34 protein-coding genes are annotated in these 23,916 nt (G+C 47.0%); 32 read left to right on the top strand and 2 right to left on the bottom strand.

What is annotated here, in order from left to right; all coding sequences use genetic code 11:
• Nucleotides 1–143 precede the first annotated feature (143 nt).
• The 6 genes from NSS78_RS16415 to NSS78_RS16390 all read left to right on the top strand — a co-directional run bounded on the left by NSS78_RS16415 (nucleotide 144) and on the right by NSS78_RS16390 (nucleotide 4,435).
• Nucleotides 144–326: a hypothetical protein gene (locus NSS78_RS16415; protein WP_342468222.1), complete on the top strand. Its 183-nt coding sequence runs from the start codon at nucleotides 144–146 to the stop codon at nucleotides 324–326.
• Nucleotides 316–1,077, top strand: a complete 762-nt coding sequence (locus NSS78_RS16410) for an ATP-binding protein (RefSeq protein WP_342468221.1) — start codon at nucleotides 316–318, stop codon at nucleotides 1,075–1,077. Before NSS78_RS16415 ends, NSS78_RS16410 begins: the two co-directional genes overlap by 11 nt.
• A complete protein-coding gene (locus NSS78_RS16405; RefSeq protein WP_342468220.1) occupies nucleotides 1,078–1,722 on the top strand; it encodes a hypothetical protein in 645 nt (214 codons plus the stop codon).
• Nucleotides 1,719–1,913 carry a hypothetical protein gene (locus tag NSS78_RS16400; RefSeq protein WP_342468219.1) on the top strand — a complete coding sequence of 65 codons (195 nt, stop codon included), beginning with the start codon at nucleotides 1,719–1,721 and terminating at the stop codon, nucleotides 1,911–1,913. Before NSS78_RS16405 ends, NSS78_RS16400 begins: the two co-directional genes overlap by 4 nt.
• Before the next feature lie 17 nt (nucleotides 1,914–1,930).
• Nucleotides 1,931–3,322, top strand: a complete 1,392-nt coding sequence (locus tag NSS78_RS16395; RefSeq protein ID WP_342468218.1) for a DnaB-like helicase C-terminal domain-containing protein — start codon at nucleotides 1,931–1,933, stop codon at nucleotides 3,320–3,322.
• Between the two features lie 111 nt (nucleotides 3,323–3,433).
• Nucleotides 3,434–4,435, top strand: coding sequence for a toprim domain-containing protein (locus NSS78_RS16390; protein ID WP_342468217.1), 1,002 nt, complete (start codon nucleotides 3,434–3,436; stop codon nucleotides 4,433–4,435).
• Here NSS78_RS16390 and NSS78_RS16385 read toward each other — a convergent pair.
• Nucleotides 4,432–4,674, bottom strand: coding sequence for a helix-turn-helix transcriptional regulator (locus NSS78_RS16385; protein ID WP_081375104.1), 243 nt, complete (start codon nucleotides 4,672–4,674; stop codon nucleotides 4,432–4,434). The genes NSS78_RS16390 and NSS78_RS16385 overlap by 4 nt on opposite strands.
• A gap of 415 nt (nucleotides 4,675–5,089) precedes the next feature.
• Here NSS78_RS16385 and NSS78_RS16380 point away from each other — a divergent pair, with 415 nt between their 5' ends.
• The 10 genes from NSS78_RS16380 to NSS78_RS16335 all read left to right on the top strand — a co-directional run bounded on the left by NSS78_RS16380 (nucleotide 5,090) and on the right by NSS78_RS16335 (nucleotide 13,103).
• On the top strand, nucleotides 5,090–6,277 hold the full coding sequence (locus NSS78_RS16380) for an AimR family lysis-lysogeny pheromone receptor (RefSeq protein ID WP_342468216.1): 1,188 nt from the start codon (nucleotides 5,090–5,092) through the stop codon (nucleotides 6,275–6,277).
• A 280-nt stretch (nucleotides 6,278–6,557) separates the two neighbouring features.
• Entirely contained in the window at nucleotides 6,558–7,088 is a 531-nt protein-coding gene (locus NSS78_RS16375; protein ID WP_342468215.1) for a hypothetical protein, read from the top strand.
• A 134-nt stretch (nucleotides 7,089–7,222) separates the two neighbouring features.
• Nucleotides 7,223–7,366, top strand: coding sequence for a hypothetical protein (locus tag NSS78_RS16370; RefSeq protein WP_186316925.1), 144 nt, complete (start codon nucleotides 7,223–7,225; stop codon nucleotides 7,364–7,366).
• Nucleotides 7,363–7,902 (top strand): hypothetical protein, encoded by a 540-nt coding sequence (locus NSS78_RS16365; protein ID WP_342468214.1) that lies wholly within the window; start codon nucleotides 7,363–7,365, stop codon nucleotides 7,900–7,902. Before NSS78_RS16370 ends, NSS78_RS16365 begins: the two co-directional genes overlap by 4 nt.
• 249 nt (nucleotides 7,903–8,151) lie before the next feature.
• Nucleotides 8,152–8,931, top strand: a complete 780-nt coding sequence (locus NSS78_RS16360) for a hypothetical protein (RefSeq protein WP_342468213.1) — start codon at nucleotides 8,152–8,154, stop codon at nucleotides 8,929–8,931.
• 13 nt (nucleotides 8,932–8,944) lie between these two features.
• Nucleotides 8,945–9,205, top strand: coding sequence for a hypothetical protein (locus tag NSS78_RS16355; protein WP_342468212.1), 261 nt, complete (start codon nucleotides 8,945–8,947; stop codon nucleotides 9,203–9,205).
• Nucleotides 9,206–9,640: a hypothetical protein gene (locus NSS78_RS16350; RefSeq protein ID WP_342468211.1), complete on the top strand. Its 435-nt coding sequence runs from the start codon at nucleotides 9,206–9,208 to the stop codon at nucleotides 9,638–9,640.
• 207 nt (nucleotides 9,641–9,847) lie between these two features.
• Complete coding sequence (locus NSS78_RS16345) at nucleotides 9,848–10,591, top strand: hypothetical protein (RefSeq protein ID WP_342468210.1); 744 nt, start codon at nucleotides 9,848–9,850, stop codon at nucleotides 10,589–10,591.
• A gap of 153 nt (nucleotides 10,592–10,744) precedes the next feature.
• Nucleotides 10,745–10,906 carry a hypothetical protein gene (locus NSS78_RS16340; RefSeq protein ID WP_342468209.1) on the top strand — a complete coding sequence of 54 codons (162 nt, stop codon included), beginning with the start codon at nucleotides 10,745–10,747 and terminating at the stop codon, nucleotides 10,904–10,906.
• A gap of 40 nt (nucleotides 10,907–10,946) precedes the next feature.
• The gene (locus NSS78_RS16335) at nucleotides 10,947–13,103 is read left to right on the top strand and encodes a DNA polymerase (protein ID WP_342468208.1); all 2,157 of its coding nucleotides are present in this window, start codon (nucleotides 10,947–10,949) and stop codon (nucleotides 13,101–13,103) included.
• A 12-nt stretch (nucleotides 13,104–13,115) separates the two neighbouring features.
• On the opposite strand, the gene NSS78_RS16330 is transcribed toward NSS78_RS16335, so the two are convergent.
• Nucleotides 13,116–13,352, bottom strand: coding sequence for a hypothetical protein (locus NSS78_RS16330; protein ID WP_253622164.1), 237 nt, complete (start codon nucleotides 13,350–13,352; stop codon nucleotides 13,116–13,118).
• Nucleotides 13,353–13,421: 69 nt separating this feature from the next.
• Between NSS78_RS16330 and NSS78_RS16325 the strand changes: the two genes are divergently transcribed.
• From NSS78_RS16325 to NSS78_RS16250, 16 genes are all read left to right on the top strand, one after another.
• Nucleotides 13,422–14,459, top strand: coding sequence for a hypothetical protein (locus NSS78_RS16325; protein ID WP_342468207.1), 1,038 nt, complete (start codon nucleotides 13,422–13,424; stop codon nucleotides 14,457–14,459).
• Complete coding sequence (locus tag NSS78_RS16320; protein ID WP_253622166.1) at nucleotides 14,456–14,737, top strand: hypothetical protein; 282 nt, start codon at nucleotides 14,456–14,458, stop codon at nucleotides 14,735–14,737. Before NSS78_RS16325 ends, NSS78_RS16320 begins: the two co-directional genes overlap by 4 nt.
• A 253-nt stretch (nucleotides 14,738–14,990) precedes the next feature.
• The gene (locus tag NSS78_RS16315) at nucleotides 14,991–15,311 is read left to right on the top strand and encodes a hypothetical protein (protein ID WP_342468206.1); all 321 of its coding nucleotides are present in this window, start codon (nucleotides 14,991–14,993) and stop codon (nucleotides 15,309–15,311) included.
• The gene (locus NSS78_RS16310; protein WP_342468381.1) at nucleotides 15,308–15,868 is read left to right on the top strand and encodes a hypothetical protein; all 561 of its coding nucleotides are present in this window, start codon (nucleotides 15,308–15,310) and stop codon (nucleotides 15,866–15,868) included. The genes NSS78_RS16315 and NSS78_RS16310 overlap by 4 nt, the downstream gene beginning before the upstream one ends.
• A 315-nt stretch (nucleotides 15,869–16,183) precedes the next feature.
• Nucleotides 16,184–16,693: a DUF4811 domain-containing protein gene (locus tag NSS78_RS16305; protein WP_342468205.1), complete on the top strand. Its 510-nt coding sequence runs from the start codon at nucleotides 16,184–16,186 to the stop codon at nucleotides 16,691–16,693.
• A gap of 5 nt (nucleotides 16,694–16,698) precedes the next feature.
• The gene (locus NSS78_RS16300) at nucleotides 16,699–17,064 is read left to right on the top strand and encodes a hypothetical protein (protein ID WP_253622169.1); all 366 of its coding nucleotides are present in this window, start codon (nucleotides 16,699–16,701) and stop codon (nucleotides 17,062–17,064) included.
• Nucleotides 17,065–17,066: 2 nt separating this feature from the next.
• Nucleotides 17,067–17,270: a hypothetical protein gene (locus NSS78_RS16295; RefSeq protein WP_253622170.1), complete on the top strand. Its 204-nt coding sequence runs from the start codon at nucleotides 17,067–17,069 to the stop codon at nucleotides 17,268–17,270.
• Complete coding sequence (locus NSS78_RS16290) at nucleotides 17,267–17,608, top strand: hypothetical protein (RefSeq protein WP_253622171.1); 342 nt, start codon at nucleotides 17,267–17,269, stop codon at nucleotides 17,606–17,608. Before NSS78_RS16295 ends, NSS78_RS16290 begins: the two co-directional genes overlap by 4 nt.
• Nucleotides 17,605–17,769, top strand: a complete 165-nt coding sequence (locus tag NSS78_RS16285; RefSeq protein WP_327839700.1) for a hypothetical protein — start codon at nucleotides 17,605–17,607, stop codon at nucleotides 17,767–17,769. The genes NSS78_RS16290 and NSS78_RS16285 overlap by 4 nt, the downstream gene beginning before the upstream one ends.
• Nucleotides 17,766–18,122 carry a class Ib ribonucleoside-diphosphate reductase assembly flavoprotein NrdI gene (nrdI, locus tag NSS78_RS16280; protein WP_342468204.1) on the top strand — a complete coding sequence of 119 codons (357 nt, stop codon included), beginning with the start codon at nucleotides 17,766–17,768 and terminating at the stop codon, nucleotides 18,120–18,122. The genes NSS78_RS16285 and nrdI overlap by 4 nt, the downstream gene beginning before the upstream one ends.
• Before the next feature lie 29 nt (nucleotides 18,123–18,151).
• Nucleotides 18,152–20,206: a class 1b ribonucleoside-diphosphate reductase subunit alpha gene (gene nrdE / locus NSS78_RS16275; protein WP_342468380.1), complete on the top strand. Its 2,055-nt coding sequence runs from the start codon at nucleotides 18,152–18,154 to the stop codon at nucleotides 20,204–20,206.
• A 281-nt stretch (nucleotides 20,207–20,487) separates the two neighbouring features.
• Nucleotides 20,488–21,477 carry a class 1b ribonucleoside-diphosphate reductase subunit beta gene (nrdF, locus tag NSS78_RS16270; RefSeq protein WP_342468203.1) on the top strand — a complete coding sequence of 330 codons (990 nt, stop codon included), beginning with the start codon at nucleotides 20,488–20,490 and terminating at the stop codon, nucleotides 21,475–21,477.
• Nucleotides 21,470–22,207: a hypothetical protein gene (locus NSS78_RS16265; protein WP_342468202.1), complete on the top strand. Its 738-nt coding sequence runs from the start codon at nucleotides 21,470–21,472 to the stop codon at nucleotides 22,205–22,207. Before nrdF ends, NSS78_RS16265 begins: the two co-directional genes overlap by 8 nt.
• Nucleotides 22,208–22,302: 95 nt before the next feature.
• Nucleotides 22,303–22,473, top strand: coding sequence for a hypothetical protein (locus tag NSS78_RS16260; protein WP_342468201.1), 171 nt, complete (start codon nucleotides 22,303–22,305; stop codon nucleotides 22,471–22,473).
• Entirely contained in the window at nucleotides 22,474–22,851 is a 378-nt protein-coding gene (locus tag NSS78_RS16255) for a hypothetical protein (protein WP_342468200.1), read from the top strand.
• A 362-nt stretch (nucleotides 22,852–23,213) separates the two neighbouring features.
• Nucleotides 23,214–23,765 (top strand): deoxyuridine 5'-triphosphate nucleotidohydrolase, encoded by a 552-nt coding sequence (locus NSS78_RS16250; RefSeq protein ID WP_342468199.1) that lies wholly within the window; start codon nucleotides 23,214–23,216, stop codon nucleotides 23,763–23,765.
• The last annotated feature ends 151 nt before the right edge of the window (nucleotides 23,766–23,916 follow it).

Below are 23,916 nucleotides of genomic sequence, written 5' to 3'. Positions count from 1 at the left end.
ATGATGCGCTATTTCATGAGATTCCGAAGCATCATCGAATAAAAAACATGATAATGTCGGTGTCGGATAGTGGCGACGGAAAAGAACCGTACATCGTTCCGCATCTATTCTTTCCTAAAAATTAACGCAAAGGAGGCGCTTAATTGACGCTTCATCGCTGTCTTAAAACGCAGACTTTTAAGGACTTTAGCGGATACGACTTTACTCGCGACGGTATGTATCCGAAACCGCGCGTTAAAGGCGAAGATAAAAAGATGCGCTCGAAGAAAGAACGAACTTTACGTAAACGAATCGACCGAAAGGAGGCGGCTATGAATGACGAATGAATCACGATGCCTCCTCGCAAGCAAATGCGCCCAAGCTGGCGGCGGCCATTGTACGAATCACTGCGAACTATACCTCGGCTTGCACGGCTTAGATGGCGCAGGCGGACGGTCGGGTGCGGCTGGACTGGCGGAGGACTATCGCTTAGTGACGCTCAAGAATTCGCCGGCACGCGCTGATCAACCCGGAGCTTACAAGGCGGCGGATGCTTATGCGCAGACCTTCGACCGTCAATTTGACGCAGAAGCTGACCGTATTAAATCGCTGTATTTATATAGCGCGAAATCAGGTACCGGTAAGACAACAACGGCCGCGGCTTTACTAAACGCCTATCTAACCGCCCATTACATCGGCGCGCTAAAACGCGAGCTACAGCCGCAACAGCGACCGGCTTACTTTCTCGACGTCAATTCGTGGCAAAACGAATACAACGAGTTTAATAGACCGCGTGTACCCGACGCAATCGCAGAGCCGGCAGCCAAACGATATTACGCCGCACTAGAAGCGGCAAAACGGGCGTCTTTCGCAGTGCTGGACGATATAGGCGTAAGAGACGTAACGGAGGGATTTCGCGGCGATTTGCATACGATAATCAACTATCGCGTGACTAACCGAATGCCTACCGTTTACACGTCGAATATCCGAATGGCAGACTTACCGGCCGTATTCGGAGAGGCACGACTGGCGGACCGTATCGCCGATCAATGTAGAGAGGTCGTATTTGGCGGAGAATCGAAAAGGAGGCGTCTGTAAATGAGCGGCTTATCATTAACGGAAATTCAGTATTTACGCGACCTACTCGTTGCGGATTCGTTGGTTAACGGGGACGGTGCAGCCAAACTCGCCATTTTCGATAAACTAGATGCGCTTGAATTTGCGGATCATACACCGGTCTATAAAACTGGCGACCTAGTATCCGTCGAAGGCTATAAAGGACGCGTCTTCTACGTTGACTGTGCCCGATACATCGAGGAAACGTCGAAAGAGGCCGTCTTTAATTATATTGAATACGACTTATACGACGCGATTAACGGCGAATGGTTAGAAGCGTTCGAATCCGATATGGCGTTAGTGGCTAGCGCGCTTGTTGCGGAAGATTTCTTGGCGGACTTCAACCTCGAAGACTATCCGCCTGCTAGAAGTACCGTTTATCTAATAAACTATGAAACGGAGGCGGCTGATATGGCGGCAAAAGAACAACCGAAAACGCCGAGACAACTTAGCGCGATTGAGGCGGAGAAACGTAAACAGGAACGTAAAGAAGCAGCGGAAAGAGTCGACATTCTTCTCGATACTTACAACAGTTATAAAGCTAGTTTTGAAATGGCGGGAGATGAGTCGCTTAAGACGAAAATGGACGACGTCTTGGCGAAATTGAAAGGTGTTGAGGCATTGTGAAAATCGGCCATTTAACGTTTGGAACACCGGAATACGTTCGTGTGACTAAGATGGCAGAGCGAGACGCAAAAGAATCAGACGCAATACAGGCGTGGGATGAGTGGTTTTATGGACTAGGCGATAGATTAACGACAGCCGAACGGTCTATCTTGGGAACCATCCACGAAGAGATCGAGAGCAAACTATATTAGAAAGGAGCTGAACGCTGATGAGCTTCGGCACTAGTCTATTATCGAAAGTAATCGAAGCGAACGATCCGTCGGCTTTATTGCGATACGGACTAACCCGCAACGATTTTCAAACCGACGGCGAACGGGCTGCCTTCGAATATATCAGCGACTACGCGGAAAAGAACGGAAACCAAGCGCCGACAGCCGAGATGGTAGCGACTGAAGTTCCGACCTTCCAGCCGGAATTTAGTATTGACGCGACATTTGAATACTTAGCGAAGAAGGCAAAGGAAGCTGCGGTGATGAACGATTTCGCTTCGAAATTTAACGATAAATACGGAGCGAATGGCGTCAAGACGGCAGACTCGGAATTTGTACAACGGTTCAATCGCGTCCAAGAAGGTGGGAACCCACAGGAATTTTTTGATTGGTTGCAAACCGTAGCAGAACAGAGTAAAATAAGAACAAGCGTTCGTAAAACAGTGGGAACAAACGTCGTGAAAGACGTCGATAAGTTCCGAGCCGAATACGAAAAACGCAAGGCTGGCGAGTCTTTCCGCATTTGGAACAGCAAATTTCCGGCGCTTAATAAGGCGATCGGTGGCTACGTCAGTTCGAACATGTACGTCGTGTATGGAAAATCAGGGCGAGGTAAGTCGGCGATCACGCTTGAAGAATCGATAAATTGCGCAGTTCAAGGCGCTAACGTGCTTATATGGTCGATGGAGATGGGGTGGTTCGAGGTACTCGTGCGTATCTACGTTTCACTTTCCGGCGATCAAGGCGTCGCATTAACTGAAATCGACGGTCAACAAATGGAGGCCGGCTTTGATTCGAGATCAGTTCGCCAGGGCAAGTTATCGGAGGAATTCGAGGCGGCTTTTATGGACTTTATCGAGACGTTAAATACGATTATCGACGGTTCTATTACAGTGCGTGCAGTTGACGACAAAGACTTCGATTCTCGTTCGCTAAAAGACCTCAAAGCGGACATTGAACAAACGAACGCAGACGTAGTTATGATCGATCCTTTCTATTACTTAGACTACGAATCCAACTCGAATAAGACGACGGGCGGCGCTGCTGCTGATACGTCTAAAAAGATGCGTCGTTTAGCCGGAACAATGGACGTTGTCATTTTCGCAATTACCCAAGCCGGAGAGGACGACGCGACCGAAGATGAAGATGGTAATCGAGAAATTAAGTTGCCGAAGCGTAAGGACGTCATGAAAACGTCTGCCCTACTTCAAGACGCAGCGGTACTAATACCGGTTGATACGAACGTACGGGAAGGACGTGGCTTGGTTGGCGTCAACAAGGGTCGCGATGGCGGCGAAGATGAAGTCGTAGAGATCGTTTATTTGCCACAAGTCGGCCTAATTAAGCAAGTAGCGGCCGGAGAAAGGGATCTAGAAGCTTTCGGATTCTAAAAAATGGAATCACTACCATGAATTGAAATAAATAATTCTGAATATTTTCGACAAATTACGACGGAAAAACACATAAGAATAGTGTAATATAACGAAAGGAGTCGTATATACATGTCGATTCTAACGATCAATGGCGTCCCAACAGACGTAGATATTCGAGAAGAATTAGAGCAATACGAATGGGATCGTCCAACGTGGCACGCTGACCGTTTAACGGCGGCAAGCCCATTTCGCGACGACCGAACACCTAGCTTTTACGTATATTACGAAGACACAGCGACCGCCAAAGCCGGCTATTTCGGAGACAGTGGCACGGGCGAACGCGGCGGCTTCATTAAATTGCTTGCGTTTCTGCGCGAAGAAACCGAAGAAGAAACGGCTTATTACCTCGCGGAGACTTATGGTACTGGCGAAGGTGGAGAACGCCTAAAACTCCGCATTCCACGTTTAAAAATCGTTGAGCCTAGACAACCACTAGCCGAGGCTTTATTGGCGGACGTTAAAATCGGTCCGAATATATATCTGTCTCACCGCGGCATAAGCGAAGAAGTCCAGCGCAAAGCAGGCGTAGGCATGATTGGACAAACTGTAGTGATACCGTGGCGGCTGCCCAACAAGCGCCTGGCAAACGTAAAATACCGATCTACCCGTAATAAAGTTTTTTGGTACGCAAAAGGAGGCTTTCCGATCCGTGAATTAATCTACGGAATCGAAACCGTTTATGCCGATCGCGCCAAAGTAGCGGTGTTATCCGAGGCCGAAATCGATGCGCTTTCGTGGCGTACGGCAGGCTATTGCGGCATTGCGACAGGCGGCAGTAAATTTTCCGCAGAGAAGGCGGACATAATTGCGCAGTCGTCCATCGAATATTTAATAGTAATAACGGACAATGACGAAGCCGGTAAAAAACTTCGGAAGGAGGTCGAGCTAAAGATGCGCGGCAAAGTCAGGCTTGCGCACGGTTATATAACGGAAGGGTACAAAGATGCGAATGAATTATTGATGGCGAAAGGTGAGGGCGCTCTTAAGCGAGTTGTTAGTCGTGCGGAGGCGGTAAGTATTAACGTGAGGTTCGGGAATATCCGAACTTTCGGTCGGCGGAGGTTGTCTTAACCCTCCGTGTTGCTACCGGATAAAGGACGCCAATTATATAATGCTTCGACCGGGCAGTCGAGGCAACGCGCAATAGAATATGCCATTTCAACGTTAGGGACGTTTCTAAGCGCTATGTAATCGGAAAGCTGCGTTTTTGAGATACCGACCATTTCTGCGAGTTGGATAAGCGTATAACCACGTTTATAACACAGTTCCTTTATCCGGCAATTGACGACCGAATACTGCGAGATAAACACCTCCGCAAAGCAAAATGACGCGCTTTACGAAGGAAATTATACCACATAACCGCGCCGATTCCATCGTCATTCGGGCGGATTTGGAAGAATACGGACAACCTTTTCGATAGGCACATCCAATTCGAGACAGAGCTTTTCAATTACGCGGAATTCTAGATTAGCTCCATTTATCGCAGGCTCTTTCGTAAACTTCGCCTGAGTGGACGACGACATAAAATTACGCAAATAACTTTTTGATTTACCCTGTTCTTTCAGAGTGTCAAAAAGAGGAGAGAAATCGACCAATTTGAACACCTCCATAAATTATTGGAAAAATATTAAAAATATATGTTTACGTACGCGAACATATATTGTATACTTCAATTATACTCAACCCATATAAAAAGACAAGAATAAACGAAGGGGGTCAGAGCTTTTGGAATCGATTAGAAGAGAATTATGTAGTTTGATTGAGGACAATGATTTGAAGTATAACGAAATCGCAAAAATCATTCGCGCAGATAAATCAACCATGACGCACTTCCGGAATAATGGAACTATTAGTTTTAGAGCACTTGTAATCCTCGCACATTTCCTTTTTCCGAACAACTCAAACAAAAAAATTTCCGAATGGTGTTTGTCGATTCAAAAGACTGATAACAATGATTACTTAAAACAAATGATGGAGTACGCAGCAGTTACGAGGAATACAAAGTTATTAAACTCGTTAATCGATGTTCACAAAAAGACATTCGGTTTAGAAGATCATGTTCAAATCTACAGAACTATCCTAAACTACATTAATGCGGAAATTAGTATTGATGATATGATCGAAACAATGGGACTTTTCTCAAAGAGTAAGCATAAAGAATTACGAATATTATCTTCAATCTATATGTGTTATGGTTATTATGGAAAGGGTCAGATACACTCGATCCTAGAAATGGCGCCTTCAATTGGTGACAACATCAAGTCATTAGGCGATAAAAAGAAGCTATTCATCAAAGAGTGCTACGTTCATCGATTTGCTGAGCTGATGTCGCCTGTATACTTACGTTTAAATAATCTTGGCGCAGCCAAGCACTACGCAACCATAATAAAGAATGGAAACATATCAAATAAATCCGTTTCCGACGCGAACTATATATTAGGCATGATCGCGATGTCAAAAGGTAAAAAAGACGCGATGGCTATATTTGAAGAAAGTTATATGTACGCCTATAAAACGGGTGTTGATTTCGTTATTACAAACGCAAAAAACAACTTTCTACTCGCAGAAGCGTATATTAACAGAAAAGACTCCGATAAACTGTCGGCATTACTCGATCAATTAAAGGAGGTGATATACGAAGAGAGAAAAGACGACTTTTACATATACCTCGAAAAATATAAAAAGGGTAGTGTTGAAGGGTTATTCGAATGCCATCGTCAATTTCTTTTCAATTCAGACTTTTTCTTTTCAGCGTTGGTAATGAGAGATTTTAAAGACGCTGGGGTACCTAAGTACCTAATAGATACGTTTACAACCTACAACTACACAAAAAAGGGGATGCTTTATTTTGAAGAAGATTTTATTGAGTGTTTTATTGATTTCAGCAATCGCGGTATCAACTGTACAGCTTAACAAAGGGACAGACGGCGCGCTAGAAGCGGAGCAACCGTACAAAACAGCAGACATACGTCCAGGAGGATAACGAGGCCATTAGGCTTCTTTTTTTTGTCTAAATTTAGAATCTAGTTTAAAATCAAAATCTTTTTTAAGTTTTTCAACTTTCAAATATTACATAGTTGTTTTTGGTACTATATGGACATGGAAGAAAAATTATAAAAAACTTTATATCAAATGTCCCAATAGTAATCACTCATATGCGACTGTATAAGTGTAAGGGACGGGAGGGGATCACTTGGAAAAAGAAAAATTTAATAGACTTCAGATGGCCGCAGATTACGGAGCGATTCCGTATGTACAAAGAGAATCGCAACGAATCGCACACTTAGTTCCCGACCAAACGTCGTTCGAGCAGCGGACCTTACTAGCGATAGGTTACTGGCTTCAGCGCTACGAAGGGAATGGTCGCGATAAGAAAGCGTTGATCCAGCGCATTATCGTAAGGGAACGAAATAAGTATCTGAAGGCTTCACGAAAAGAAGCGGCTTTATCTATAGAAGGAATGCGAGATGACGGTAATGTCTCGTGGGAGCCTCAAGACGTTTTGACGGACGTCGAAGGCGAAGTTTTACTAAAAGAAAAGACCGCCCTGTTGACGCAAGGCGATCTTCGCAAAGAATTAATACTTAGATGTTGGAGCGAAGGATGTACGAATATGACCGAAATCTCCACGTTGTTGACGCAACGTTTAGGAGGAAATTTCGAAGCACACCGCAAGTTCATCCGTCGTTTCCGTTTACACTGCCAGCGCGAACTAACAGCATAATCACGTATCTAGGCACGAGGGCTTCGCTACGTACTTCAATGATAATCGCTTGAGAAGCGAAATTCAAGCGAACACTATGCGAACAACCCTCCGTCTAGTACGTTATACCTAAAAATTAAGGAGGCTAACGTACTATGAAACAACCTACAAACGATTTCCCACCCGCAATTAATATCCAAAAATTAACGGAACTACAATACGAAGGTGCGCTTTACCGCGAAGATGATCCAGCCGACTTTTATCGTCCAACTACGATTAAGGCGGTGCGCGTCGGATGAAACAATACCGAGTATCTAAGCACGCAGAAGATCGCGCCGTTGAACGTTTAGAATATGAACGACATAACGCTAAATCACGCCTACAACAACTAATGCAGACGGCTGTACACGTTGGCACGACGAAAAATAAGCAAGGGAAAAACTGCGAAGTACGCGATCATATTAAATCACGCACTCGTATGATTTTGGACGGCGACCTTATCGTGACCGTTTACGCGATGTCTGAGCCATTGACTACGAGTCAAACGGAGCTACTGCCGGAAGAGCTTAAAGACGCAATTAAACGTAAATCAAACACGATCATCAAAAACAAAAACCGTTCGCTGCGTGCGCTGAAGATTGCGGTCGCGGAGAAGAATCTAGAAATCGCGCATCTAAAAGTCAATCTCGCAAAGGCAAAGGCGCCGAAGACGATAGACGCGATCAACGAAAAACTAAGCGCTGAAGAAGTCGAGTACGCAGCACTTAGATCACGCGAAGAAAAATTGGAATCCGACATTAAGGAAATTTCAAAGTTCGGTGCTCTATATGCTTGACGACTTCCTAATGTATCTCACATTCGTAGGAATCCCCGCAACTTTCATTATTGGCGGCATGTATTGGTCGATAGTGAGCGAAGAGAGACGGAATAAAGGCGGCAACTGACCGCCGACGCTCGGAGAATACCGGGGCGTTCGTTAAGTAAAACTGTCGCGTCACTATGCCGTGCGCTGGCGGCGTCTCGGGCGCAGATACCGGTGTTTTGCGAGGGTCAAACCCTAATACAAAATAACGGAGGTAATCGGATGACAAAGTACACTAGCGGAGCTGACGCTCTAAACGCATTGAACGCAACAAATGAAGGTAATGGCGGTAATAGCGCTGAGTTTGCGAGCTTTAAGACGGGCACGGTTTATAAGGTACGCGTAATGAGTGCGTTCGATTTGATTCGCTTCTTCTCATACGGAATCTATAAGAAGGTAAATTCGTTCTCGGCGGCTAATCCATGCACGCTAAATAAGAACGGCTTTCCTGAGTCGAACCTAACGTCATGGGATCGCGCATGGAAGTATTATCAAGACCAAAAGAAAGCGGCTGCCGATCGCGGAGATGCCAAAGCGGAAGAGGCGGCTAAGCAAGAAGCAGCCAAGTACCGCGTAAAAGAACGTTATGCGCTAGGATTTATCAACCTCGAAACTGGCGAGCCAATCATCGTCGATCTTTCTAAGCCGCAGGCTACGACTGTTCATGCGGTCATTAAGAAACAAGAGAAGAAGCTCGGTCGTATCGCGTTTGAGTTAGAGAAGTCCGGGTCAGGAACGAGTACGGTCGTTTCGCTAACGCCTCTTATCGATATGGAAGAGGATTTGACGGAAGTGGAACGCAAGTATTTCGCAGCGCAAGACGGCAAAGAGTTCGACATGTCTTTATTTGACGGCTTAATTTACGAAGCTGACGAAAAGGAAATGCTCGAAAATCTAGTCGTGGCAGGCTTTGACCTAGCGTTAATTGGTGAATCGCTTGGCGGCGGGTCGCAGACGGCAGCAGACGACGAACTACCAGCCGAAGAAAACTTCGGATTCTAAGGAGGGCGCATAGATGCGAGAAATTAAAACGGAATCGCAGACGATAGATTTATCGAAGAAGATCACCGTAGAAGTTTCATTGGCGGAGTTGATCGTAATTTCCGCTTCACTATATGAATGCGCACAAGACGATGTGGAGGAGGCTATCGCAACGTGCGACCCCTATAACCGCGTAGCCGATCTAATTGCGGGGAATATTCCGAGAACCCATGTTTTAATGGATAATGCAGACGGTATTTTATGTAAGTATCTTCTGCTGAAGGAGGACGAATAGATGGCGCATAAAGAAGAAACGATCGGCAAGTTCGCCGAAATGATCGCCCGAGCTGCCTTAATGGCGGCCGGTTGGTCAGGCGTCAGCAAGCCGGAAACCGAAGAACCGTATGATATTCTCGCAGCCGAGCCGATCAGTGGCGAAATCAAGCGCATCCAAGTAAAGACGATTCGTGATCGTATGGACTCCCGCGGCTACCTGACGGTTAGCGGACGCAAAAATACGGGGCTGGCGTACACTAAAGCCGACACGGACTACTTTATCGGAGTGCTAATCGAAGCCGACGTAACCAAAGCGTACATGTTCGAGTGTCGCGGCATTACGGACTATTGGATGCCGAAACGTAACGAAGGCAAGCGCGAATGGGTCGAACTTAAACTTAATTTAGACCGCGATTTCTTGGCGGCGATTGAAAACGAAGCGGAGGCGGTATAGATGGGATACGTTGTTAGAATACATGTAGGTAATAATCATAAAACTGAGGTTTTAACTAGACCGATATTGGCAGGTCGGCCGGAACAAGAGCCGTGGGTTTTCGATTTTCGTGACGATGCCGCGATGACGGCTCGTAAATTGCGCGAGAGAAGTTCTATTAACGTTTGGTGTTCGGTCGAAGAGTATGATGATACGGAGGCGGTATAGATGGCGGCATTAGAAGACGTAAAGACGCTCGATATGGTCGGCGGAGAAATCACGAAAGTTGCGTATGAAGGCGCGGAATATGAGCGCGTTGAGGGAGAGGCGAAAGTTGGCGATCTAGTTTTGATTACGGATCACAGTTGGTGCGATGCTACCAAAGGGTCGTTTTACTTATCTATCGGTATTAGCGATGAAGATCCCGTAATAGTTGACGATATCGATGAAAAAGATAGCTACTATAGCGATGGGTACGCACTATTCCGCAAGAAGCATACACGCCTAAAAGTCGGTGATTATGCGAGGGTGGTCGAGGATTCAGGTCATGACGCGGTTACTAAGGGGGATTTCGTTAAAATAACGGGGGACGACGAAACTGGAATTCCTTTTAAATGCGACGTTGTTACCGGAAAAAGCGAAGGCGGCTATATTTGGGCGAGAGAATCCGATCTAGTCCTCGCAACAGAAGCGGAAGTCGCAGCCGCCAAAGAAGCCGAAGCAAAACGCTCTATCGAAGCGAAATGGACGAAGATCGGTCGCAAAGTTGACGAGTATCGGAAAGACGATATTGTTGCGTATGATGATCCAGAGTGGTTTGCGAATAAGGGGTTCGGGAAAGTTGGCGAGGACAAAGGCGGATTAGTACGTGTGGCGGCGGTTGATAAGGGCGGGTTTAATAACGTGTTTTATTTAGGGAAAGATCGAATCACGCTAGTCACTCCGGTCGAGGCACGTTTTGACCGCAGCTAAATGTGCCGCCTGCCAATCGCCCATTAACGAAGGCCATCGCGCCGTTTACGACTCGTTATACGATGTGTATTGTTGCGATGCGGGGTGCTGGTCGGACTTTTATGCGGACATTGAGACGGTTCATAGACGGAAATGGGCGGAGGAGGTTGATTTATGAATAACAAAGCATTTGAGACGTTGATGTACGGATTATTAAAGGAAGCATCAAGACGGAGTTTTTCCGAATTCCTTGAAGTGTGGGATATTTCCGAAGAAGAATACGCTGAAATTAAGAAACACTTACAGGAAACCTACGGAATTAAGTTATATCTTTAGCGTTTGAAATCGACTTTTAACGAAGAAAGGAGGACGCGACGTGGAAATCAAGCCGTTAAGACTAAGCGTAAATGCACGTAAGACAGCGGCGCCGGCGGCCGACGTTGCCAAACGTAAGCAAGCGGCCAACGCCGTCGAGCCAATCGAGGATGCATGGCGTCGCATCTACGCGAGTAAACTTAGCGATTCAGACCGGCAGAAATTAGACGAAGTTAAGGCGGCTATGGAGGACGGCCGGTTGGCGCGCGATCCTTCTGACTGCGTTAACAAAGCCGGCAAGCCGAAGAAGTTCAGCAAGGCGGAAGCGCTGCGTCTATGGAAAACGGTGCAGGCGCAGAACCGCGAGGAAAAGCTACGCAAGATGGTCGAGGAGACGCCGGACAATTACTGGCTGATCACGGATGAAAAGCGGCTGGCCGAGTTTGTTTCGCTACTTGAAAACGAAGAGGAAATCGTTTTTGACGTAGAGACGACCGGCGTAGACGTATGGAACGATTATATTGTCGGCCATGTCATCACCGCGATCAAAGCGGATGTGCACGCTTATATTCCAACGCGTCATAAAACGATCCTACCGCAATTAAGCCGAGACCTAGTGAACGAAACTCTACGACCTTTTTACGAAGACCCGACCGTCGGCAAGCTCGCCCATAACGCTAAGTTCGATATTCATATGCTTGATCGTGAAGGCATTAAGCTGCGCGGTCTAGCGTGGGATACGCAAGAGGCTATGCGACTTCTAAACGAAAACGAGCCGTCATTTGCGCTAAAGAACCTCGTCACAAAGTACCTGCGCATCGAATCGAGCACTTACGGTGACTTATTTGGAAAGATCGGCTTTGACGAAGTAGACGATTTAGAAGTCGCGCTTGCTTATGCGGCAAAAGACGGGGATGTGACGCTTAAACTACGAAACTTCCAACGAGCGCACCTCGAAAAAATGCCGGAAGCACTTCGATATTACGAAACGGTAGAAGTTCCGTTGATCGGCGTTGTTCAGCAGATGGAAACGACCGGATTCGATATTGATTTAGATTATGCCGAGGAATATGGTCGCGAATTAAAAAGCGGCTTAGACCGTTTATATGATGAATTAATCGCAGAATTAGGCGACGTCAACATTAACTCTCCGGCGCAGCTAAAGCCAGCCCTTGAACGAGTGACAGGCGAATCACTTGCGTCAACTGATGCAAAGAAAGTCCTGAAACCACTCGCGAAAAAGTATCCGGTAGTTAAGAAGCTACTCGAATATAAAGACAGTTTTAAGCTTTATTCAACGTATATCAACGCATTGCCCGAGCTGATCGATAAGAAGACCGGCAAGCTATACACGAACTTCAATCCGAATGGCGCGAAGACGGGTCGATTCAGTTCCGGCGGAACAGGCGTTAACCTACAGAACCAGCCGAAGAAGGCTCGTAAATTATTCGTTGCGCCCAAAGGCTACGCCATTCTAGGCGGTGACTGGAGCCAACAAGAATACCGATGCCTAGCGTACTTTACACAAGATCCGAAGCTGGTCGATAACTATTTCCGCGGCGATGACTTGTACGCATCTATTGCGGCAGAAGTATTCGGCAAGCCGATCGAAGAATGCGGAGACGGGTCGGTCTATCGTAAACAGGCGAAGGTAATTATGCTTGCGGTTGCTTACGGAGGCGGCGCGAACATGCTGAAAGACGCGATCGGCGTTGAAAAGTACGAGGCGCAGAAGTTCCTCGACAGCTTCTTCGAGAGATTTCCGGTCGTTAAAGAATGGGTCGAATCGAATCAGAAGTTCGTCAAAAAACACGGCTTCGTTTGGATGGACCATTTGCAGCGAAAACGACGCCTGCCTGACGCAAAAGATCGGAGCGCAAAAGGCCATTACTCGGCGGTATTTACGCAGTCAACGAATGCACGCGTCCAAGGATCTGCCGCGATTCAAACAAAGGCGACAATGATTGCGCTGCAAGAGTTATGCGATAGAAAAACGGCTGAAAGACGCGGAGAATGGCGCTTATGGTGCGTGGTTCATGACGAGGCGCTTTTATTAGTGCCGGATACACTTACGGAGCAAGACGTGAAAGACTTCGAGGACGTCATGGTCAATACGTACGTTTTCGGAAACATACCTAATAAGACGGACATCGAGATTAGCCGGAGATGGGGCGAGGGTTTGAAGGTAGAGGAATGGTTTATGAAAAAAGAGGCTTAAGTAGCCTCTCGTTTATCTTAACCTTAATAGCTCTTCGGCAGAGTCTTCTCCACCGTACCATTTATCGATCATCTCTTCTGTAGTTAGGGTGTAAAGGTCGTATATGAATTGACTTTCAACGACATCAGAGTTTGGGTTCATATAATCTTTAACTGATTTCATCCATTTATGATTCAGTTTGTGGCTACCTAAAGGAACTCTCATAATCATTTCTCCGAGTTTTTTAGGATCTAGTTCTTGAATTTTCAAATAAAGTCCTCCAATTTTATTAGCTTTTTCTAAATTATAACACATTTTAGGTAAAAAGGACGTGATTAATTGACGGCAGACAAACGAAAATTAGCGGCTCAATTACTTAGTAACGGCGGTTCTTCCGAGCCATCATTTGCGCAGTCAATCGCAGATGAACTCGTATCGTATCTTAACGAATGGCACTCGCTGCCCGAGACGTGGGATAACCAGCTAGATACGGATATTCACCGATGGTATGCGAACGCACCAAACGTATTTCCGAAGCGCCCGTACTTTTCGCCATCGGCAGCAAACGCATGTCCACGCGAACTTTATCACAAGGCGCTGAACGATCCGAAAGACGTCGAATCAAAGCCGCCATATCAAGGACGATGGACGCGCTTGGGAACGGCGATCGGTGACATGATCCAGCGAGATATTCTATTCATGGCGAAGCACTTCGGTAAAAAGACAGGCCGTGTCTGTCCGTTTGACTTCGAACGCAACGAAGACGGAACGCCGGTGTTCGAAGACTTTGCCAAACGTAATCACAAGATCCAGCGCGGCGGGCAGACGTTCTACTTATACGGGACTTGCGACGGCATAATGCGATATGTGACGGCAGACGGCGAAATCCTACGCGTTGGACTCGAAATCAAGTCGAAGCAGACTTCCGCGGCTAGGACGTCATTACACTCGATGCGAGAGCCGGACCCGAAACACGTAGCACAATGCGTGACTTACGGACCGATGTACGGCGTTGATTACTACGTAATTCTATACGTCAATGCGTCTAAGAAATCGTGGGTATATCCGGAAGGCGAGTTCGAAAAGACGCCCGACATCCGAGCGTTCGGCATCGAAATCAAGCCGCATGACATTGACGCGATTCTTGATAGATTCGTAGATATCCGTAATGCGGTCGATGCGGGCGAGCCACCTGAACTAGACCTCGGAGCATGGACGTTTAACAACTTTAAGACTGCGATTGCAAAGTCGTTAACGGACGACGAAATGACGGTGATTCGCGGTAAGGTGGCGCAGATGCGTAAATCGGGTGCCTACGCAAGTACGAAGCAGCAGTACGCAGAGGCCCTCGCATTTATCGAGGGGGTGCGTGCATGATCCAAAAATACACAAGGGAAAACATCGAGAGACTTAAAAAAGAGATTCTAGAAATTGAAGAACATTTAACTAAGTATGAAAAGGCTGAAAAAGAGGTTAAAGTAGGTGCTTATATATTTGATAAAGACGCAAAGAAAATAGCGGTGGTTACACAACTGAAAAAAGGGTGTACAGATTTCTCAGCCGACTACCTTGACGGAAGTTATTCGAGGGGATATTTCTATACCGTTCCTAATTGGGAACTTATCGAGAGAGTACGAGAAGGGGAGGCGGTTTGATGTCGTTTAAACTTATCCGAGTTCGAAATATAAAAAACAAAGAGGTACCGGAGTGGAAGAAAAGCCTTACGGGAGAATTATGCCGTATCGGAATCGTTCGTTTGGGGGAACGTCTAGTAGTCAATTTTCCAGACGTAGATTCACACCTTGTCACTACCGAAATAGTCGCATACAACTCCGACTGGAGGGCGAGTAACAGTTTAATCGTGCAAACCCAAAATACAGTTTACGTGTTCGCGAAGGAGGCGGTTTAATGGCAGGGAAAATCAAGATCCATTATTGTAGCGAATGTGATATCGAGGTTAAAAACCCATACTTTAGACACCACCATTGCGGGAATGCCCTCGAATTGATCGAACGCGATAAAAAACGAGAGACCGGAAATTTTAAAGTCGTCGATTGGTTCTCTACGCGATCAAGTGCCGGACTTGTTATCGAAGATGAGTCGCAGAATATACGACGGGAGATATTCATGAGCGATTTATTTAAGTTCTTAAAAGGCGTGGATCTCGGCAAAATTACCTTAGAAGAAGTGAAAAAGGGGTCCGCCTATTCTTGGAAGGTAGTAAATTGACCGCCGCCAAGCCTATCCGATGCCTTGCGTTTGACACGTCGATGACCTGTCCGGGCGTCGCGATCATAGAGGTACGTAAAGGTAAGCCGACCATCAAGGCGCTAAGTCACGTCAAGCCGAATACGAGCCGATCACATGCGCACCGTGCAGAAGTCATCGAAGGATGGGCGATGTTGTTTCTCGATAAGCACGTCGGCAACGCCGGCTTTGACTACGTAGTGCGCGAAGACTTTGCCGGCAAGACGTCCCGGTCGAACTATCCGGTACTTAGCGCTTGGAATGCGTGTGAAAGAGCGACGTCGCGCTTCGGGCTGACCTTCGATAAATATAAGAAGCCGGGCAAGAAAACGGAAGACCTCGGAATATCAGCGACGCGCGTCAAGTCGCTAGTCGCCGGATCAGGCAACGCAGAAAAGGACGAAGTAGAGGCGGGGGTAAGACGGATGACCGGCTACGACGGCGCCTTCGCAAACTTTGATGAATCGGATGCGGCTGCGATTGGGCTTGCGTGGCTGATCGATGAAGGCGTAATTGAAAAACCGAAAGGGGCGAATTAAATGGTGCGCCTTGAAGTTAATATCACATTCAGAAACGGTCGTAGGTGGCTTGACGATGATCATTACGTTGATATGTCGTGCCCCACAACGGAATGGACCACTACGCTCAACTTCTCCGTATGGAAAAAGGGCGAGGCGGCTTCTATCGGTTTCTACGACCGCACGTACTTTTCGTGGCAGCGTGTGCTTCCGTATAAGATCGCCTGGAAGATTGCGCAGAGACAATTACGGAGTCATGTACGGAATTTGAATCGCGAGTTAAAGAAACGCGGCTATGACCTTACGCTAGAAATGAAAATATAGGAGGCGGAGTAGATGGGGATCATTACATTGTCGTTACTTGTTGCCGTGATCGTTGCAATTGCGGTGATTACGGATTCGTACGGATATATTGAATTTTTCGACATTCTATTCGGTGTTTTTATCGGGATCTTCTGCGGTGTCCTTGTGTTTATAATTGCGGCTGTGCCATCGTTTTTTCTCGAAACGAAAACAGTTGATCCACATAAAACGGAGATTTACTCGATTAAAGATAACGCTAAAACGAGCGGAAGTTTCGTACTAGGTTCCGGAACAATTGACGAGCATCAGTATTTGTATTTCGTAGAGGAGAAAGCCGGATTTAAGACGGTTAGCAAAGCGTCAGTTGAAGATTCGAAGATGAAGGAAGGTTCTTACGCAAAGCCTTACGTCCTTACCTATGACGTCCAGTATAAATCGCCTATCGCACGATTCTTCTACGGCAAAAGCACGGGTAAAAACACTTACGAATTTTACTTGCCGGAAAACACGATTACGACCGACTATAAAATCGATATGGAGTGATTCGGATGGATAAAGCGATGGCTTATATCGACAAATTAGCCGCAAAGCTCGGAGTGGCGGCGGAACATGTTTACGGGGTGCTCGTTAAGCAGGCAGTGGTTGGTGGAGTAATTTCTACGATTATGATGATATCCGCCATAATTGTTGCGGTGTTATTAACGAAATCACTCGCGAAGAAGAGTCGTGAGCACCAAAAACATGTCGGGACTTACGATCTCAATCCGTACCAAGTAATTCATTGGTGTACGGTGTTTGCTTTAGCGGTACTTTGTATAGCGGCGTTAACTAACGGACCTGATATGGTCGGTAAAATCCTCAATCCGGAATACTACGCAATCAAAGAAATCCTCGACACGATCGGAGGTAAATAACGATGGAATACGGAGACATTTTCGTTGCGCCAATCGCTAATTTACTCGACATGAAGCGGAGGCTCGAATCGGACTTGGGCGACCACAACTACGCACTCATGCGGCTAGAACTAAAGCGTACCGAGACGGAAATCGAACGTGATCGGACGGCTGCTAGAATTGCGGAATTAGAGGAGGAAATTGAACGGAGAGGAGAGCGCGGATGACTGAGATTAACGACTCTATTTTTGCGAAGGCGATGGAGGAGGCGTCGAAAGTTCTCGGAGCAGATCCGGCATACTTTGGCGAAGAAGGCAGCGCAGAAGTTGATCGGCAGCTAAAGAAGCTAGGACGAAGCCTAGACGAGATTAAAAAGAAAGGGTGGCTGCGGATGAGAACACGAGAAGAGATTGAAGCGAAGCTATTCGAAATTTACGAAATGATCGAAGTCGGAAAAAGCGAAATTGAAGACTTAGAAAGAGAGGTTAGTCACGCGTATGAGAAGATGTTTGAACTAGAAGCCGAACTTTCTGCGCTAGATCAATCGGAAGGTGAGGGAGAATGATTACGTACGTTGCGCTATTCAGCCTCGCAATCCTTATCATTTTTGTAGGCGGCACAAAGGCGAAGACATTCGAAGAAATCACGACGAAAATCTCCGGCCTCGTCCTGCTAATCATTCCAACTGCGGTGTTGTTAGCGTACGCGACCGGAGTTCAACCGTGAACGTGTATTTCTACTCGTTGACGGGCAATGTACGGCGGTTCATCGCTAAGACCGGTTTGGGCGGGCAGGCACGCGAAATCAAGACGGGCGAGGTCGTTGAGGAACCGTTCGTGCTGGTCACGCCGACCTACGACTTCGGACAGCCGCCCGCGACGGTAAGCGAATGGCTTAAGGATAATGGCGATCTAATGGCCGGAGTGGCATCGTCGGGAAATAGAGCTTGGGGCGACGGATTTGGCGCGGCTGCCGACGTTATTGCGTCACTTTACAACGTGCCGGTGATCGGTAAATTCGAATTAGCAGGGACGGAAGAGGACGTTCAATTATTCACGGAAAGGGTGAAGGCGCTTTGAAGCGACACATCGAGTTAAATAACGAAATTATGATTCAAAAAGACGGGCGGTTTCAATTCGAGAAAGACGAAGAGGCCGTCCGTGCTTATTTTATAGACTACGTAAATCAAAACACCGTATTTTTCCACGACCTACGCGAGAAGCTCGACTATCTGCGCGACAACGATTACTACGAAACCGAATTCCTAGACGCTTATACTTTCGAGGAAATCAAAGCGGTCTATAAAACGGCCTATGCCGCTAAGTTCCGATTCCCTTCGTTCATGAGCGCATTCAAATTCTATAACGACTACGCACTGAAGACGAACGATCGCAAGAAAATACTCGAACGCTACGAAGATCGCATCGCTTGCTGTGCGCTGTACTTCGGAAAAGGTGACGGCGCCAAAGCGATCGAGTTTGCGAAACTAATGATTCGCCAAGAGTATCAGCCGGCGACGCCTACGTTCTTAAATGCCGGGCGCAAACGTAGAGGTGAGATGGTATCGTGCTTCCTGCTCGAGGTAGGCGATTCACTAAACGATATCTCACGCGCTATCGACATTTCGATGCAGCTATCGAAGGTTGGCGGAGGCGTGTCGCTTAACTTATCTAAACTGCGCGCAAAAGGAGAGGCGATTAAGGACGTTGAGGGCGTAACAAAAGGCGCTGTCGGCGTTATGAAACTGCTCGATAACGCGTTCCGATATGCGGATCAGATGGGCCAGCGTCAAGGTTCGGGCGCGGCGTATCTAAACGTATTCCACGCGGACATAAACGATTTCCTAGATACGAAGAAAATCTCGGCTGATGAAGACGTAAGGGTCAAGACGCTGTCAATCGGCGTCGTTGTTCCGGATAAATTCATTGAATTAGCGCGAGAAGATCGTCCAGCTTACGTTTTCTATCCGCACACGGTCTACAAAGCGTATGGCAAGCATCTAGACGAAATGGATATCGGCGCAATGTACGATGATCTCGTAAATAATCCGGCGGTGCGTAAAGAGCGTATCAATCCGCGTCAGCTACTCGAAAAGATGGCCGTGCTACGATCCGAGTCGGGCTATCCGTACATGATGTTTCAAGACAACGTTAACCGAGAGCATGCGCTTAATCATATCAGCCACGTTAAATTCTCAAATCTATGTTCGGAGGTGCTTCAGGCGTCAACCGTCTCGGAATACACCGACTACGGCGAACCTGACAACATCGGCTTAGATATTTCGTGCAATCTCGGCTCTCTTAATATCGCGAATGTAATGGCGGGCGGCTCGATCGAAAACGCCGTCAAGTTAGCCGTCGATGCGCTTACGGTTGTCTCGGAATCTACGAATATCAAAAACGCGCCGGCCGTCGCAAAGGCTAACCGTGAGATGCGTTCTATCGGACTAGGTGCGATGAACTTACACGGCTATCTAGCGCAGAATGGCGTCGCATATGAATCGGAAGAAGCGCGCGACTTTGCTAACGTGTTTTTCGCGACGGTTAACTATTGGACGTTGGTACGTTCGAATGAATTGGCGCAGGAAACGGGTACGACGTTTGAAGGATACGAGGGATCTACGTATGCGAGCGGAGAGTATTTCGAGAAGTATTTCGAAGGTGATTACCGACCAAAAACGGATAAAGTACGGGCGCTATTTAAAGACATCGTAATTCCGACACCTCTCGAGTGGGAAGTCCTCCGCGATAACGTAAATATGCACGGCCTTTACCACGCATATAGACTTGCGATTGCGCCTAACGGATCTATTTCGTATGTGCAGTCGGCGACGGCTTCGGTCATGCCGATTATGGAACGGATTGAGGAGCGGACTTATGGAAACTCGAAGACGTACTACCCAATGCCAGGTCTATCACCGCAAAACTGGTTTTTATATAAGGAAGCGTACGATATGGATATGTTTAAAGTGGTCGATATGATCGCAACGATTCAGCAGCACGTCGACCAAGGCATCTCATTTACACTATTCCTGAAAGATACGATGACGACGCGTGATCTGAATCGGATTGATTTGTACGCGCACCACAAGGGGATCAAGACGCTGTATTATGCGCGGACAAAAGATACGGGGCAAGAAGGTTGCTTAAGTTGCGCTGTCTGACAAGAATCTTTTCTTTAAATACCAAAAAACAAGTTTGATAGACACAGTAAAAAGTATCTCTAACATAAAAATCATAAAGTCATCATTTGTGAGGGTAGACCCCACTACATCAATAACCAACCCTTCTAATATCTCAAAAATCATTTTCTTTCTCAATTTTAATCACTCCTACAGTTTTTTGAAGCGTGATTAGCGCCTCTGACTATAAGGGCGTCTAGAGGGGTGATTTTACAGTGTCCGAATCAAACTTTTTTAAAAAAATATTGTCAGGAGGATTAATAATGGCGGAACCTATCGAAAATGAAATATACACAGCGGCCAACTGGTCGCAATCAGACGATAATTTCACGGCTATGTTTTACGATCAGAACGTCAAGCAGTTTTGGCTACCGGAGGAGATTTCGCTTAACGGCGATCTTCTCGTGTGGAAAGACCTTGCGCCAGCCGAACGCGATACTTATATGAAAGTACTAGCCGGCCTAACGCTGCTAGATACGGAGCAAGGCAATACCGGCATGCCCGCCATCATGGCGCACGTAGACGGACACCAACGAAAGGCCGTCCTTAATTTCATGGCGATGATGGAGAACGCGGTGCACGCGAAGTCCTATTCGAATATCTTTCTAACGCTGGCGCCTTCGGAGACCATTACGGCCGTCTTCGAATGGGTTAAAGAGAACCGGTATTTGCAGCGTAAAGCGAAGCTGATCACCGACCTTTATCGCGGCATTAAGGAAGGCGACGACATTTCGCTATACAAAGCGATGGTTGCCTCCGTGTATCTCGAAAGTTTCCTATTCTACAGCGGCTTTTATTATCCGTTGTATTTCTACGGACAGGGGCGCATGATGCAGAGCGGCGAAATTATCAACCTTATTATTCGCGATGAGGCGATCCACGGGGTCTATGTCGGTCTGTTGGCGCAGGAAATTTACAACCGTCAAACGGACGACGTTAAGACGGAGCTGCACGAATGGGCGGTCGGGTTATTAGCGGACTTGTACGAGAACGAAGTCGCATATACGGACGATGTATATGGCGCGGTCGGCTTGGCGCATGACGTTAAGTCGTTTGTTCGATACAACGCGAATAAGGCGCTCATGAACCTCGGCTTTGATGCGCATTTTCCAGATGAGCCGGTCAATCCGATTGTGATTAACGGACTAAGTACAAAGACGAAATCTTTCGATATGTTTAGTCTAAAAGGGAACGGTTACAAGAAAGCGACGGCTGAAGCAATCCGCGATGAGGACTTCTTTTTCGATGATTAGAGATGAGTTAGTCGGTAGGTTCTTCAAAAACAACGCCGACCAATCGTATCAAGTTGTGCGTTTCGTCGGTAGGAAAAAGAACGGAACTTCGATATTTCGTGTTCGTTTTCTTCAAACTGGTTATGAAAGAGACGTAGAAAAAGTCGAGATTAAGCGAGGTAAAATAAAAGACCGTTTCCAGCGATCAGTCTTCGGGATTGGTTATTTAGGGGACACGAAAATGGTTGGATATAAACGCGAGTATAGCGTGTGGGCAGGTATGTTAGAGCGTTGTTATGACAAATCTAGCAGCGGTTATCCCAACTACGGAGGGGTCGGCGTTTCCGTATGCGAACGTTGGCACTCCTTCGAAATGTTTTTGAAAGATGTTACTCGGATTGAAGGGTTTGATAGGGAGCTTTTTGATAATGGAGCACTTGAGTTAGATAAGGATATTAAACAGTTCGATTTATGTAAATCTAAACGGGTGTATTCGGTGGATACGTGCTGCTTCGTGACAAGAGAGATTAATAGAAAATATCGAGATGTCTCGGCAACGAAACTACTATTCAAAGCCACCTCCCCTTCCGGAGAATCATTTACGGTTTCTGGCCTACGTCCCTTCGCAGCCAAACACGGATTACACCGTCCGATCATTAAGAAGTGTCTCCGCGGAGAGCGCGCTGACTATAACGGATGGACTTTCGAACTCATCCGCGAGTCTAATTGGGGACGGAGTAAAAGCGCCTGAGAATCGGATATTTTATTTTTCCGCAGATTAATGTCCCGATTTCCGGCGCCCACATGCGACTGTACTTATGAAAGCGAAAATAAGGAGCTGATCATATGCGACAGACGATTAATAAAGGCGCTCTAATTGCGGCGTCAATCGTGCCGGCATTTTGGTACGCACATGCAGCGGGCTTTTGGTGGTTCGTGGCGGCGGGTGCGCCGTTCTTACTATACGTAGCAACAATGACGGGTGAAGACGTCAAGCAGGCGAAGGAGGGCGAATAAATGAGCGCGATAGATGCAGAAGTGTCCGACTTGCTTGGGAAGACGCTTGTTGAGGTTTCGCAGCAAGGCGACGACGTATTATTTTTCGTTACAGATTGCGGAAAAGAGTATCGAATGTATCACCGTCAGGATTGTTGCGAAGACGTCTATATAAACGATATTTGCGGAGACCTTTCCGATTTAATCGGTCATCCGTTGCTGATGGCGGAGGAAGTAATCAGCGAAGAGGAGCCGCCGGAAAGATTCTCCGATTGCTCATATACGTGGTCTTTTTACAAGTTTGCGACCATCAAAGGCGATGTGACTATCCGTTGGTTCGGATCATCTAACGGCTATTACTCGGAATCGGTCGATTTCGAATTATTGGAGGCCGAGTAGATGAGATTCGTCTTTGCAGCAGCAACAATATTCGGATTTATAACATGGTTAGACTGTTTTAAACCGTCAATAATTGAGGCATTTACGGTGTTTCTAACTATTGAAGCAGCTATGTTGGCGGTCGTTTTCGCCGCACTGAAGGAGGGCGAGTAGATGTTCAGAATTATTATCGAAACTAAAACCAACGTAAGGTATTACGCGGATACTAATAGCGAAGAAGCATCCGAATTCTCGGACGATTTGAAGACCTACGAAAATGACGAGTTTATCGATCTTCATTGTAATCGGACTAAATGGGTTTATCAGATCAGACGCGGTGACATCACGGGTGTCTCGATTAAGAGTATCGAGGAGGAATCGCAATGAACGTAAATATTAAACGGCTATCAGCCGACGCAACAACGCCGACATACGCACATTCGACGGACGCCTGCTTCGATCTATACGCGGCAGCCGACGTCATTATCGAGCCGGGCGCCACAGCGTTAGTGCCGACGGGCCTCGCGTTCGAGATTCCGGCAGGCTACGAAATGCAGATCAGGCCGCGTTCGGGCATTACGTTAAAGACGAACCTACGTGTTCAACTAGGAACGGTAGATAGCGGCTATGCGGGCGAGGTCGGCGTGATCGTGGATAATGCGACAATACTTGGTGCGAAGCATTTGGAGGCCGGCCCCCATAGCGTCTTTCACAGGCGTTCTTGGTACGTCAACACCGCCGATGGGGAACGTACTCATCTTCCGAGTACAGTCTATTCAGGAACGTACATCATCCGCAAAGGAGATCGCATTGCCCAAGCGGTCATCAAACCGGTAGAGCAAGCGACCTTTACGGTTGTGGATGCGCTGGAAGATACGGAACGAGGTGCGGGCGGCTTCGGAAGTAGCGGTATCGGGAAGGCGGCGAATAAATGATCACAGATAAGTGCGATGAGTGCGGTAAAGACGTGCCCGCAAGAGGAGTGTTGACGGTGTTTGACGATGGCTCATTCGAGATAGATGATAATCTTTTCGAAGCTGAATGCGTTGACTGCGGTCGTAGTTGGCTAATTACCGATTATTTATA

The organism is Bacillus sp. FSL W8-0920 (assembly GCF_038593215.1).
Taxonomy (GTDB): Bacteria; Bacillota; Bacilli; order Bacillales; family Bacillaceae; genus Bacillus; species Bacillus pumilus.
Note: the sequence above shows the minus strand (reverse complement) of the source record. Positions and strands in the feature narration are given on the sequence as shown.